Origin of the sequence: Bartonella sp. AP58NXGY, from assembly GCF_042195785.1 — a bacterium.
Taxonomy (GTDB): Bacteria; Pseudomonadota; Alphaproteobacteria; order Rhizobiales; family Rhizobiaceae; genus Bartonella.
Genome location: NZ_JBHIOY010000001.1, coordinates 150686 through 165619 on the forward strand (window position 1 = coordinate 150686; position 14934 = coordinate 165619).

General features: G+C 37.4%; 6 protein-coding genes. 3 read left to right on the forward strand and 3 right to left on the reverse strand.

From position 1 onward, the window contains the following. Nucleotides 1–1209: 1209 nt before the first annotated feature. Both ACFINC_RS00555 and ACFINC_RS00560 read right to left on the reverse strand, forming a co-directional pair. The gene (locus ACFINC_RS00555; protein ID WP_375615633.1) at nucleotides 1210–5862 is read right to left on the reverse strand and encodes a translocation/assembly module TamB domain-containing protein; all 4653 of its coding nucleotides are present in this window, start codon (nucleotides 5860–5862) and stop codon (nucleotides 1210–1212) included. Further along, a complete protein-coding gene (locus tag ACFINC_RS00560; RefSeq protein ID WP_375615754.1) occupies nucleotides 5862–7826 on the reverse strand; it encodes an autotransporter assembly complex family protein in 1965 nt (654 codons plus the stop codon). Before ACFINC_RS00560 ends, ACFINC_RS00555 begins: the two co-directional genes overlap by 1 nt. A 418-nt stretch (nucleotides 7827–8244) precedes the next feature. Here ACFINC_RS00560 and ACFINC_RS00565 point away from each other — a divergent pair, with 418 nt between their 5' ends. Beyond that, nucleotides 8245–9777 (forward strand): YifB family Mg chelatase-like AAA ATPase, encoded by a 1533-nt coding sequence (locus ACFINC_RS00565; RefSeq protein WP_375615634.1) that lies wholly within the window; start codon nucleotides 8245–8247, stop codon nucleotides 9775–9777. Between the two features lie 11 nt (nucleotides 9778–9788). On the opposite strand, the gene ACFINC_RS00570 is transcribed toward ACFINC_RS00565, so the two are convergent. After that, a complete protein-coding gene (locus ACFINC_RS00570) occupies nucleotides 9789–10703 on the reverse strand; it encodes a transporter substrate-binding domain-containing protein (RefSeq protein WP_375615635.1) in 915 nt (304 codons plus the stop codon). A gap of 897 nt (nucleotides 10704–11600) precedes the next feature. Here ACFINC_RS00570 and gyrB point away from each other — a divergent pair. Both gyrB and ubiE read left to right on the forward strand, forming a co-directional pair. Beyond that, nucleotides 11601–14033 (forward strand): DNA topoisomerase (ATP-hydrolyzing) subunit B, encoded by a 2433-nt coding sequence (gyrB, locus tag ACFINC_RS00575; RefSeq protein ID WP_375615636.1) that lies wholly within the window; start codon nucleotides 11601–11603, stop codon nucleotides 14031–14033. A 118-nt stretch (nucleotides 14034–14151) separates the two neighbouring features. Then, entirely contained in the window at nucleotides 14152–14934 is a 783-nt protein-coding gene (gene ubiE, locus ACFINC_RS00580; RefSeq protein WP_375615637.1) for a bifunctional demethylmenaquinone methyltransferase/2-methoxy-6-polyprenyl-1,4-benzoquinol methylase UbiE, read from the forward strand.

The following is a 14934-nucleotide window of genomic DNA, read 5'->3' on the forward strand; positions in this document are numbered from 1 at the left end:
CAAAAAAACAGATGAAAAGCAAAATGGCATTCCTCTTTCTTTTAACCGCTAAAATAGAAAAATACGACATATAACTCTGATAAATATTTTTACAAAAAATATCTGTCGACATACATCTTAACACTTATTTATAATCATAATTTATTATTTTACATCTCAAATAAAAAATACGATGTAATTTGCTTATTGCAAATCTTCTTTATATTGAGGATGAATCAATCCAAAGCACTTGTTGTACGCCATAAGAGACATTAGCGTGTTCATAAAAACTCTTAAGATCAGCAATAAAAATACCTCTATGCTTTCAAGTGCAAAGGTTATCGTCAACATGACAAGCTAAAAAATAGATAATAATGCCGGCTTATATCTTTAATAAATACTTATACCTTTATTAATAACGGTAGTATGGATTTTATACCATTCATAAGAGGTATTTTATACCATTTCACAAGCAATCTTATGAAATAGGCTCAAGCGCACACTGAGAAATGCTTCTTTAAAACAAGCACATAAACTCGCAACACAATAGTATTATATTTTGGAGTGTTCCGTTTGGGAGGCTATTCGTTATAGGAAAAGTGATCTTATTAAAGAACATAATCAACAAAAATGTGAAATAGTAAGTTTCATTACTTAAAAAATATTGTTTTAAATGCTTTTGGAAATAAAATTGGCACTCTATGAATTCTACATTATACACTTCAAAAAATAGCATGAAATGAAGTTGAAAACTCAAGTAAGGTATTTCTCTAAAATAAGTATACAATAGTAAATTATCCTCCCCTTCCCACACCTCAAAGGATAGAGATTCCAACCAGCCATCGGGCTGTCAACAGTCTAGCTTCTTTCTGCGTGTCCTACCTGCTGACCACTCACACGGTTTACTTTATAAAGCGCGACAGATAAGCTCTGCCCTGAATACTAATCACGATATCTAGAAAACACTTAATATGTAAAGCTTTTTATGTCTTATATCACCGCTCTAAACAACGGTGTTTTACGGCATAATAGGATAATATACAGTCCTTCGTGAAGATTTTGTCTCTTTAGAAAAATGTCATAAACAAAAAAACAAATATTTCAGATAGTTCTCTTCACGCCTCAATAAAAACCCTCTTCTTTGAGAGGATTTCTAGCCTATGCTTCCTTCCTCAGACTTAGAAATGAGAGACAAAAAACGAAGAAATTGGTTTTTTGAAAATTTAATCTTTAATAGTCTTTTTCATAAAAGAGACCAATACTAGAATTTTGTTCACTTCCTATGGCTCCTTTAGCTTTGAGATGACGCGAAATATCCAAATTAATTGTCCCTTTCGTCGTTCCATCAGAACCTGCTTCAAAGCCTAAATAAATATTATTGTGTATGTAGCGTCCAATACGTAAACCTGTCTTACCCTTTTCATTAACCATAACATCAAGATCATCAAGCCCAATTTTAGTTCGTAAAGTATTCAACAAAGATGTATTAGAAGCACCCGCAAGATCAGCTGCTGCTGCCGCAAGTTGAGCAATCTGAAATGGTGATAGTTCATTAAGAGAGCGATTAAAAATCAAACGTGCTAAAATCTCATCCTGTGGCAAATTCGGTTGTGAAGAAAAATTAATATCAAGATTATCAATTGTCCCACTTACAGTTACAGTGACGCGAATATCACCACTGGTATTGTTGGTTACAAAATAAACCGTAGGATTAAGATTACCACTAAAACTCGCTTGTCCTTGATCAAAATTAAGACGTTGCGAAAGAATATCAAAACGTCCACGAATCATTCTAAATTCACCAACTGGATGTACATCATTCAATGGGCCCGCTAAATTAATGCGTCCTCCCAGTTCAGCATCTAACCCTTTTCCGCGTACAAAAAATTGATTGCGTGCTGTAACGCGCATATTTGATAGCACAACAGATGAAGATTCTTGCGTGACAACACGGCTTTTGGTCGCGTTCTTAACATCAGCACGCTCAAGTGTTGTTTGAATCGATTTGGTTAAATTCTTATTTCTGACATCAAGAAACTTAGCACTTTTAAAATGATCAGGAACCAGAATTTCAGCTTTTTCAACGATAATATCACCACCAATAACAAGATCACTCAAAAAATGACCTGTCATTGTCATCTTACCTGACAATGTTGCAAGAATCATAGAACCATCATTATAGTTGGCATTATCAAGATGAAAGATCAAATCTGCCTCTAGATCATTAGAGATACGACCTGAAGCAGAAATCCCCCCCCCATCAAACGAAGAAGCTGAAGCTTTCTCTATAAGAATATGATCGCCTTTTAATTTGCCTTCAAGTGTTACATTATTCAATCCTACATTGGTTTGTGAATCAAAAAAGCTCCCGTCGCCTATAGAAATATTTCCTATCAATTGTGGCTTTGATAACGCACCATTAAGAGCTGTATCAATTCTTGCTGTACCCGTTATATATGCACCACGCTTCGCTAGTAAGAGATTAATAAAATCAAGAGGCATTATCCCTTTAATGTTTAGTTTTGCCTCTAAACCATTGACAGAAACAGGACCATTGATGGAGAGATCTAACCCTTTATCTCCAGTAGCTACCATATTCTCGATATGAAATGTCGATTTTTTGTAAGAACCACGAGCATTTATATTGACTGACATCGGTCCTTTAGGCGTCATAGTGGTCAAACTTTGGCCAGAAAGCTCGAAATGAGCAGATGGACCCTTTATTGTTCCACCAATATCAACCGTGCCTATCACCGCCCCATCAAACGCTTGTCCTGTAATAAAACTATTCGCCAAGCGCGCAGATACATTTTGTAAATTAATATGAAGATCAAGCTTGGCTTGATCTAAAGATACACGTCCTTGTGCTTGTGCTTGCACTCCTTCTCCTATTAAATTTGCATTCAAAGTAAGGTTTTGATCTACGGTTTTTCCCGTAGCAGAGAGAGAAAAAGGCATAATTTTTTTATCTTGAAAAGCAACGGTTGTCAGTCCTTCACCTTTTATATCGTAAGTTATATCAGGTTTTTTTAAATGACCACGAATCATAACCTGTCCTGTTACACTCCCTGCTGCTCCGAGATCGGATTTCCACAGATTGACTAAAGTAGCAGGAAGTGCATTCATTGTAAGTTGCAAATTCAGAGTATCTTGAATATTCCCTGCAAGGATGATGTTGCCTCCATTTATTGCAATTCCTAATTCATTGATTGTCATTCCATCTTTATCAAAAGCAATTATGGATGGCTTCGGCAATGTTGCATGAAAAGTATGTTGTTTTAAGTCCACAGTTTCAATTTGCACTTCTCGTTTTATACTGTCTGCAATTTCCTCAATCATTAAACGACCAGAAAACCGTGCATTGAGAGTATCATGCAACATCGCCTGGACAGTAAAAACCGTTTGTCCATTATTCCTATCAGCGTGAGCATTTAAACGATTGACCATTACCAAAGGTGTTTGAATATGTTCTGCATTGATAAATCCTTCAAACTGAGTCATGCCAAAAGGATCGAATATGTCAGCATCTATTGCCAATTTTTTTATTTTATTCTTGGCAAAACTCAAATGGTTAACAGATGCCTTCACATTGGTTGTTTGTCTGCCATTTCGTTCATCAAAAATAAAATCTCCTTTTACTTTTCCACTACCATCCTGCAAAAATAACGCTGAAAGCACTGAAATATCATCGGCATCAATATGCAACGCTCCTTTCACAAAACCTCCAAGTTGTTGAGAAAGATCACCGGTTATTTTTGCATTTCCCCCTCTAATATCGATATCTCTAAGTTTTCTCATCTTCTGAGAATTTTGAAAAGAAGCAGATAAATACAAAGGCTTTTTAGCAAAAGTTCCTTCACCTTTTACAACTCCTGTTAAAGAAGTAATCGGTGCTGTATTATCCATAAGTGCCTCTATGTTAAGTGTTGTGTTTTGAAGTTTCTTCCCCACAAAGAGTGCTTCAGTCACATGAGCACGTGTATTGAGTTTTATATGGCTATTGCGCCCCCTCGCCGTACCTTGAATTGTAAGTGCACCACTTATCTTCGGATCTAATTGAGCTAGATCAAATACTTGAGCAGATAAGTCCATTTTAGCACTTTCATCTGAAAAATAACCATCAGCCTTTATGTTTGCATATTGATTTTTCAAATTTAAATGACGCAAAATAAAACCCTTCGTATTTCGAGCAGCTTCACCTGAAAGAGTGATATTATTTTTGAATAAACGATCAAAAGGCTGCACACCTATTTGCATATTGTTAGCCATTCCTGATAATTTGAGATCAAAAATGCCACTCAATAAACCGATAGTTCCTTTGGCTTTAATATCTGCACTACCAGAGAACGATTGCTTACTGAATACTTCCAAAGGAGCTAATGTTTGAGCTTTTAAACCAAGATCGCCTTTAAAAATAAAATGCTCCATCGTCCCTTTTAACCAAGAAGAAAAACCCTGAGACGTCATACTAAAATCATGAATCAAAATTGGTTTTCTAGAAACAATATCCGTATCTAGATGCACATGAACCACTTGGCTTAAATTTTCTACTAATGACCCCTTAATCTTTTTAATCCCTTGAAGCTTACCATTAATCTGAATACCAACATGACGAGAAGCTGCATTATCAAGATTTTCACTCACTCCCCCCATATCAAAAATCGCATCATGAATATAAATATTTTTATTGCTTAAATGACGTACAAGGAGCTGCCCATTCCAAGATTGTTGCCCTTCACGACCATAGTCAATGTTCAAAGAAATATTCTTCGCATGCTTATGTGCCTCTGATACTGGTAAATGAACAAATCCTTTTTCTTTCTCAAGAGCCATTTTTCCATCAACAAAAAGCCGCCGCAAAAATCCATCAGCTGTTATTTCAGCATTGGCTAAAACATTCATTTCCTTGCTCTGAATAACCATCTGATCAAGATGCATCACACCTTCTCTTGTCCTTCTTGCTTGTGCTTTCAACGTTACATCAGACTCAAAGATGTCACGATATTGAGAAGGCATTAAAGGGTTCAGTTTGCCCACTAGTTTCGTAGACAAACTATGTCCTTCTGCAATATTTGCAAAAATAATATTGCCCTCTAAAACAGAAGAATGATCAGCCTCCAACGAAAGTCTAACAACCAAATCATCAAAAGTACCTTCACCTTTAATGGCGAGATTTAATGCTGGGTGTTTTTCAATGTTGAAAACATTCGCTAAAATGCCATTTTGTGGCTCATTAGCAGAAATATCAATTTTGGCTGTACGATTGCTATCAGATATCTTCGTTAGAATAGAAAAAGAACCAGGTGCATCTAAACGATGTGTCTCTATATCAACATTAAAATCACCACTATCTAAAGTGACATTGCCTTCTAAAGACATATCAGCAGAAAAACCAAAAAGATTCTGTTCAAACGTTATATGTTGAGCTGTAAGCGTATTGATAGAAAGAGCAAGCGGCAATTTTGGGAGAGAAAACTTACCCATCTCAAGGGAAGAAACAAGAGAAGAATTGCCTTGCGGTTTGCGTAAAAACGTAACTTGTTCTGCCGAAAGTTGATTAATATCCAGCCGCCCTCTCAGCAACGCTAGACGATTCCAATCCATTTTAGCATTGGTAATTTTAAGCCAAACTCCTTTTTTATCACTGATAGTAATAGCATCAATGGACGTTTGAGAAGACAGAGTCCCTTGCATATTGTGTAAACGAACTTGACAATTAGGTGCTGAAAGCTTGCGTTCAATTAAAGAAACAAACCATGAGTGATCATCTGTTTTCATCTCGTTAGAGAAAAGATTTCCTCCTCTTTGCGCAAAAACAAAACTCCCCACCACAAAACACAAAAATCCAAAGAAGAAAACTGATAAACGTACACCTTTTTTCATTAAAATGCTTGTCCTATACCCACATAAAAACCAATGCGAGGATCGCCCTGCTCTCTCTTTAAAGGAAAGGCTAAATCAACGCGTAAAGGACCAAGACCCGTCATATAACGACCTCCTATACCAGCTCCCCATTTAATTTTTTGAGAAAAATCAAAATTCGCCTTTTTCCCTGCGAGACCTCCATCAAGAAAACTGACAAATCCTATCTTATCATTTAAAGAAACACGCAATTCTGCCGATCCCTCAATAAGTGACCTTCCACCAACAATAGCATCATTTTCTGTTTTGATACCAATATTACGATAAGCATAACCACGAATAGAGCCTCCACCACCAGCAAAAAAAAGCGTATCCGCAGGAACCTGTGCTGTCTCATTCCCAAGAATGGTCCCAAGCTTTGCCCGCGCAGCAAAAACAAAACGACCACCTTCATCTAACGCCCAATAAGAACGACCTTCTGCCGTTATTTTTGTCACAAAATTGCTAAAACGCATTTCATAAAAAGGCTCAATCAGAACTTCACCATACAAACCTTTTGTTGCATTGAGCTTATTATTACGACTATCGTAAATCAAACCACTAGGAAACCCAATTGTTGTAAAATTACGGTTCCCAAAATAGATATCACGTGAATAACTATTCGAAACTTCTACAGCAGCCTGTCCCGATAGATTACCATTGAAAATATGCGTAATACCTAATTTCCCTTTTATCGCTTTTGTCGTATAATTTTCTAGAATATCTTGCTGTATTTTTAATTCTGATCTGAAGTCCGTATTAGGAGTAAATACACCAGGCTTTATAAATGTGCCACCCAAAAGATAATCAAAATTTTTAAAATTATATGACTGCTTTTTATCTCTACCAACACCACTTATTTTCGTCTCAACTTTAAGGACTTCTGCATGACCAAAAAGATTGTTATGCATCCAATAAGCCTCAAAACCAGCACCATCTAATGTTGAGTAGCCGCCACCTATACCAAAACGACGCGGTTTGCGTTCTTGTACAACAAGCGTAAGTGGTAAACGTCCATCAGGATTAATTGTATCAGCCTCACGTATATTGATAGCACGAAAAATACCAAGGCGCGCAAGACGCTCACTAGCCTTGGTTAATGCATCAGAATCGTATTGCTGTCCTGGTTTCAATCCTGTCATCCATGCGATATAAGCTGAATCTACACGTGGTTTATTACTGATATTGCGCACACTTAAAGGACCATAATAAGCCTTTTGTCCAGGATCAACAATAATCCGTCCTTCTACACGCAACGCAGCATGGTCAGCCACAATCTCTCTCTTTATAACTTTAGCTTTAGGATAACCTTGTTGGCGCCATCCTTCTACCGCCCATTTTTCTGCTTTCAAAATAGTTTCAGATTTGGCAATAGCTCCAACTTTATAGTCCAATTCTTCAATTGTGGGTATTTTATGCTTTTGATGTTTTGCAAACGGAGCAACTTTATCAATATTTGCAATACTAAAAACATATTGTGGACCAGCATTAATCGTAATAACAATATTAGATTGTGCTGGAAGTTGAGTTACCGGACTTAAATCAGCAACTTCTAAACCATTAATTTTAATACTAATAACACCACCGTAGCGTCCATCAGCATAAAGAGCAGAAAGAATTACCCGATAATCTGAACGCGCTTTGGCTAACAAACCAGAAGAACTAGCAGATGATTTTTCTTTATCAGCAACAAGAGAAGAGACAGATTTAACTATTTTTACACCTTCTAATGGTGCCCCTGGCGGAGCAACAACATCAACTTTATAAAATCGCTCTGTACTTTTGACATTATTTGAAGGAGAATTTGTTTTCTTTTGACCAAAAAGAGAGAGACCCAAAAAATCAAACGCCGCAAGTGGCTGTGGAAAAGCAAAAGCAAAACACAAGCCCATAAATACACAGCGCACAGTTCCTGATTTTAATAAAATTCTTGTCTGGTATACCATAAAATCAGATACCTTTAATACACTTTGCATCTACTACGCTTTAAATAATATACAAATAAGAAAGGTAAATATAATTACTTTGCATATTTTACACGTTTTATCACATCAAAGAACGCTCTGCGATACATAACGTAACCCACCCCTTATATCTTCACAAAATTCTGCACTGTTGCGTAACACGAACAGCCTCATTCCTTTTTCCTAACACATTTATTTAGCTTATTATAAATGTTTATAACTGTTTTATTGCACAACATATTATCATGGTTAAATTTGTACAAATGACTTACCATGAAAACGCTACAAAAACCTGCGTATGTATATAGATTTCTCCATAAAAAAAACCATAGAAATGCTTCTTGATTTTTATGTATAGATATGATTGTCTTTCCTAAATCTAAAGGGGGGAAACAACTCAATGATCGCACATATTACAACTGTTGCTTTTCGCGGTCTAGAAGCCGTTCCTGTCGATGTACAGGTTATGATTTCATCCGGTAAAATAGGAATGGCTATTGTTGGATTAGCCGATAAGGCAGTAGCAGAAAGCCGAGAACGTGTACAAGCAGCCCTCCATGCTTGTGGACTTTCTATGCCTACCAAACGAATTACGATTAATCTTGCACCAGCTGATTTACCTAAAGAGGGATCACATTATGATTTGCCAATTGCCGTAGGCTTAATGATTGCTATGGGAATCCTCCCTCCTGAAGTAGCACAAGACTATGTTATTTTAGGAGAATTATCATTGGATGGTTCACTTACCGCTGTTAATGGTGTTTTACCAGCCGCCATGACAGCTTTATCACTCGATAAAGGACTGATTTGTCCCTTTCAATGTGGACCTGAGGCAGCATGGGCAAATGCAGAAATAAATATTCTTGCCCCAGAGACTCTGCTCACTATAGTTAATCATTTTAAAGGGACGCAAATTCAAAAACGTCCACAACCGCGCCAATATACTATTGAAACTGAACTTCCAGATCTTTGCGAAATAAAAGGACAGAAAACAGCCAAACGTGCCTTAGAAGTTTGTGCTGCTGGACGCCATAACCTCTTGTTTGTAGGTCCTCCTGGTGCTGGAAAATCCATGTTAGCTCAACGCTTACCTTCCATTTTACCACCTCTTGATAGCCGTGAGCTTTTAGATGTCTGTCTGATTGCTTCTATTACAGGAGAAACGGTTCATAATAGTATTTCACTTCATTGCCCCTTTCGTTCCCCACATCATTCCGCTTCCATGGCCGCAATGATTGGTGGAGGACTTAAAGGACGACCGGGAGAGATCTCTCTTGCCCATAATGGTGTGTTATTTCTTGATGAATTGCCTGAATTTTCTCCGCAAGTTCTTGATTCTCTTCGTCAACCTTTAGAAAGTGGGGAATCGGTTATCGCTAGGGCTAATCATCATATCAGCTATCCTGCTCGCTTCCAACTCATTGCCGCAATGAATCCTTGCCGTTGTGGTATGGCAGGCGAAAAAGGCCATGTTTGCTCTAAAGGAATACGCTGTCAAATCGATTATCAGTCCCGTATTTCTGGTCCTCTGCTCGACCGAATTGATTTACGGATTGATGTCCCTGCTTTGACGGCTATGGACCTTATGCAACCAGAACAATCAGAAAAAAGCTGCGATGTTGCCAAACGCGTCGCACGGTGCCGTACCATTCAGTCTAAGCGTTTTAGAAAATTGGGATTTGATCATATTCGTACCAATGGCGATTGCCCTGCCAAAATTATAGAACAAATTGCCATTCCTGATAAAAGTGCAGCCATACTCTTACGCGATGTAAGTGAAAAAATGCACCTTTCCGCACGTGCTTATCATCGTATTCTCAAAGTTGCACGCACAATTGCTGATCTTGACGGATCAGATAATCTTGCACGCCAGCATCTCGCAGAAGCTATTTCCTATCGACTAGGTACAGAAAGATTAACAACCCTTAATTAAAAAACTATTCATCAATAAAAACTTATTGGAAAATAACGCAAATAAAGTTCTGTAAGTTTACCATCCTCTTCTAGAGATTTCAGCGCATAATTGAGTATATCAACCAATTTTTCATTCTTTTTTGTAACAGCAAGCTGCATTCCTTGCCCCAATAACTGTGGCGCCATATATGCCCCCCCAACAAAATGACAGCAATTCGCAGTTTTTGAATCGTTTAGCCATAAAGATAAAGCAAATCCATCATCAAAAATAAGATCAATTTTACGCTCCTGTAACGCTTTATAGAGCTCCGTCCTGTCTTTAAATTCTTGTCCTTTGGCTTCAGGAAAATAGTGATGAAAGAGATTTTCGTGAACACTTTTAGATAAAACACCACTGGTTAAATGTACCAATTGATCGCTTATTGGCTCGTCGAGATTTAAACGTCGAGTAGCAACAAATCGCGCTGGAAAACGCAAATATGGCTTTGTAAAAATAAGATCTTGCTGGGTTTTATTTGTTTTTTTTAAACCTGCAATAATGACTTCTGCACTACCATTTTTAACATGCTCTACAAGCTCTTTCCAAGGAACAACTTCTACTTCACAAAACTTCTCTAATTCTAATTTTGAGCAAATAGCACGCAATAAATCGATATTATAACCTGCAAGATGGCCCGTTTGATCAAGAAAATTAAAAGGAGGAAAATCAAAAGTTGTTACAAAACGCAAACGAACAATATCCGTTGTATCAGGTTGTATCAAATATTCATGCGAATCAAAAAAAGAAGGCAAGTTTCCAGTTATTTCAGCTTCTGCATAAGAGAAAAATAGAAAGCCCCCTGCTACAAATAAAATACGAATAAAAATATTGTATAAATTATTGAGTAAAAAGTACCGTAAACGCAATTGAAGTTGTTTTACACATATAGGTTTTCTTATTTTCAAAATCTCTCCCCCATTTTAAAGCTAAGATGTAACTCTTCTTAGCTATTATCTAATGCACTTCACCAAAATATCTGGCGCTTAATCAATAAAATTCTTGCACTTTTCTAAAACTGTTAAAAATTTTCATATATTTTTTTAAAATACATTGAAAATGCTTCTTAAAAAAAGTGCGTGAATAAGCCACACAATGGCGTTTTATTTTGAATAAGAAATGTAACCTCCATGGACAGGAATAATACAAACAAATATACACAATATTCTCACCTCAATTTAACATACAAAAAGTTAAAAAACTTAGAGAACGCGTAATATTAACTTCATTAAGATTGAAGATTGATTTATAGGTAAGAAAGTAAAAGTCTCGTTAGTGTAACATAAAGATGTACAACTAATTTTGAAATATTATGCATATGCAAAAATAGACAATAATATCACTCTTCACATAATTTTAAAATTTACGTTTAAAGTTTACGTAAAGCATAATTGACCTCGTCCCCAAATTTTAAAGGAAAAGGATTCGTACCAACGTTGTTCTGTAAACAGTCGGCTTCTCTCGATAAATTACGCTTTTAATTTCTTTAATCTTCCCATAGTGATTCACTTAGACTGAAGGCTTTCAAGCCCTGCCCTGAATATTCACCACGCACTGTAAAAATACTTAAATATACCAAAGAGGTGCTTACTTGTCTTATATTATCACCCTAAATGACGGTATTTTACTGTATAATGGTGTCATATCATTTCATCATTCTTTTCATTATATATCGACAGATATTGAATCTAGATCTGATATACGGTAAATGTTTAATGTGGTTATTCCATAAATAACTGATCAGAACATTGAGCTTTAAAAAAGCGGATAAAATATTGAAATTGAACACAGGAATGGACTAACTTATGAGTGATGAAATAACCTCACCGGCACAAAGCCATGACTATGATGCCGCTTCTATCAAAGTTCTCAAAGGTCTTGATGCTGTACGCAAACGTCCTGGGATGTATATCGGTGACACTGATGATGGATCGGGTTTACACCATATGGTCTATGAAGTTGTAGACAATGCTATCGATGAAGCTTTAGCCGGTCATGCTACTCTTGTAAACGTCACACTCCATGCTGATGGTTCTTGTTCTGTTCGTGATAATGGACGTGGAATTCCAACAGATATCCATCCAACAGAAGGTATTTCTGCCGCTGAAGTTATCATGACACAGCTTCATGCCGGCGGGAAATTTGATCAAAACTCTTATAAAGTTTCAGGTGGATTACACGGTGTTGGTGTCTCTGTTGTGAATGCACTCTCTGTTTGGCTTAAATTACAAATCAGACGGAATGGTAAAATTTATGAAATATCATTTACCCATGGGGTGGCCGATGCTCCATTAAAAGTTGTTGGAGATTGTGATCAAGAAAGTGGAACAGAAATTAGATTTTTACCAAGTTCTGAAACCTTTACTATGGTTGAGTTTGATTTTGAAACTTTAGAGCGTCGTTTACGGGAATTGGCCTTTCTAAATTCTGGGGTTCATATTCTTCTTGTTGACGAGCGTCATGCTGACATTCAATCAGTTGAATTGCATTATGAAGGCGGATTAATAGAGTTTGTTAAATATATTGATCAATCAAAAAAAGCGCTCCTAGACACGCCTATTTACATTGCAAGTGAAAAAGATGGTATGAGCGTTGATGTTGCCCTATGGTGGAATGATTCCTACCATGAAAAGGTCTTGTGTTTTACCAATAATATTCCTCAGCGTGACGGTGGAACCCATTTGATAGGTTTTAGAAGTGCTCTTACGCGACAAATTAATGGCTACGCTGAATCTTCAGGTATTGCCAAAAAAGAAAAAGTGAACCTAACTGGTGACGACTGCCGTGAAGGATTAACAGCTATTCTTTCTGTCAAAGTTCCTGATCCTAAATTTTCTTCACAAACAAAGGACAAATTGGTTTCTTCTGAAGTGCGCCCTATTGTTGAAAGTTTGGTCAATGAAGGGCTTTCGATATGGCTGGAAGAACATCCTAATGAAGCAAAGCTTCTCATTAGTAAAGTGGTAGAAGCTGCAACAGCACGTGAAGCAGCACGCAAAGCACGTGAACTCACAAGGCGAAAAGGAGCGCTTGATATCACTTCTCTACCAGGAAAGCTTGCCGATTGCCAAGAACGAGATCCTGCAAAATCAGAAATCTTTATTGTCGAGGGGGATTCGGCTGGCGGTTCAGCAAAAAGTGGGCGCTCACGTCAAAATCAAGCAATTTTACCCCTTCGTGGTAAAATCCTCAATGTTGAACGAGCACGTTTCGACCGCATGCTCTCATCTGATATGATTGGAACACTTATTACAGCTCTTGGAACTTCTATCGGTAAAGATGAATTTTCACCGGATAAATTACGTTATCATAAGATTATTATCATGACGGATGCGGACGTTGATGGAGCCCATATTCGTACTCTGCTGCTCACTTTCTTTTTTAGACAAATGCCCGAGTTGATTGAACGTGGACATCTTTATATTGCTCAGCCTCCTCTTTATAAAGTATCGCGTGGAAAATCTTCCCAATATATTAAAAATGAAGCAGCGTTTGAAGAATTCTTGATCGATACTGGATTAGAAGAAACAACACTTGAGCTTTCAACGGGAGAAGTTCGTGCAGGAGCTGATTTGTATCAACTCGCTAAAGATGCTCGTATATTACGTCAACTTTTAAATGGTCTTCATACCCGTTATGATCGCAATATTGTTGAGCAAGCAGCAATTGTTGGTGCTTTTAATCTCGAAGCCCTTGCAACACCAGAAAAAGCGCAAAAAATAGTAGATTCTGTAGCACACCGCCTTAATCTGATTGCTGATGATATGGAGCAAGGTTGGAGTGGACAATATACAGCAGATGGAAGTTTATGTTTTGAACGCATTTTGCGTGGCGTTAAAGATGTTATTACGCTCGATGCAGGACTTATAAACTCAACCGATGCACGTCAAATTGATCGCATTGCCCAAAATTTTATCGACATATATCATCCTCCTGTTCTTTTACGTCGCAAAGATAAAACAGAGCGTATTTTTGGTCCTATGAGCCTTTTAGAGAGCATTTTTACAAGCGGTAAAAAAGGTGTTACTCTTCAACGTTATAAAGGTCTTGGGGAAATGAATGCTGAACAACTTTGGGAAACAACTCTTGATCCCAATGCACGTTCTCTTTTACAAGTAAAAATTAATGATGCAACTGATGCAGATTCACTCTTTTCTCGTCTCATGGGTGATGAAGTTGAACCTAGACGTATTTTTATTCAAGACAATGCCTTAAGCGTTGCTAATCTTGATATCTAAAGGTACTCTTCTGTTTTTGGCTGTATAAACATCGCAGTTTTACACGTTATTTTTTCGTATTTGAACATTCCCTCTCTCTTTCATTTACGATAAAAGAAAAATAAGAAAGGTCATCCATATGACAGCTGAAACAGAACGTGTAGGAGCCAAAGGTGGCATGGAGCGCTCTTTTGGTTTTAAAAGAATTAATGAAACACAAAAACAATCCATGGTGGATGGTGTATTTCATTCTGTTGCTGAAAATTATGACAAGATGAATGATATCCTATCATTGGGGCTACATCGTGTGTGGAAAAATTCCATGATTGCATGGCTTTCCCCACCAGCACTTTCCCATTGGAAAGTTCTTGATGTTGCTGGCGGTACAGGTGATATTGCTTTTCGTATTCTTAATGCTTCACGCCAAAAAGCCCATGCTACAGTGCTTGATATTAATGGCTCAATGCTCAGCGTTGGTAAAAAACGCGCACAAAAAAATGGTCTTTCCCCTCTGATTGATTTTGTTGAAGCCAATGCAGAAAATCTACCTTTTGAAGATCAAAGCTTTGACGCTTACACGATTGCTTTTGGAATTCGCAATGTTCCTCATATTGATCAAGCTCTTAGAGAAGCTTTTCGTGTTTTAAAGCCCGGTGGACGTTTCTTATGTTTAGAATTTTCAAATGTTGAGATGCCTTGGTTGGATAAAATTTATGATCTTTGGTCTTTCCATGCTATCCCTAAGCTGGGTCAATTTATCGCAAATGATGGTGATGCTTATCGTTATTTGGTTGAATCTATCCGCAAATTTCCTAAGCAAGATGATTTTGCCCATATGATCAAGCATGCGGGGTTTTCGCGGGTATCGTACCGCAATCTCACCGGTGCGATTGCAGCGCTGCATTCAGGTTGGAAAATTTAA

Bases quoted from the DNA above. Each gene is read 5' to 3' on its own strand.
- ACFINC_RS00555 (WP_375615633.1), bottom strand. From the start codon at position 5,862: ATGAAAAAAGGTGTACGTTTATCAGTTTTCTTCTTTGGATTTTTGTGT.
- ACFINC_RS00560 (WP_375615754.1), bottom strand. From the start codon at position 7,826: ATGGTATACCAGACAAGAATTTTATTAAAATCAGGAACTGTGCGCTGT.
- ACFINC_RS00565 (WP_375615634.1), top strand. From the start codon at position 8,245: ATGATCGCACATATTACAACTGTTGCTTTTCGCGGTCTAGAAGCCGTT.
- gyrB (WP_375615636.1), top strand. From the start codon at position 11,601: ATGAGTGATGAAATAACCTCACCGGCACAAAGCCATGACTATGATGCC.
- ubiE (WP_375615637.1), top strand. From the start codon at position 14,152: ATGACAGCTGAAACAGAACGTGTAGGAGCCAAAGGTGGCATGGAGCGC.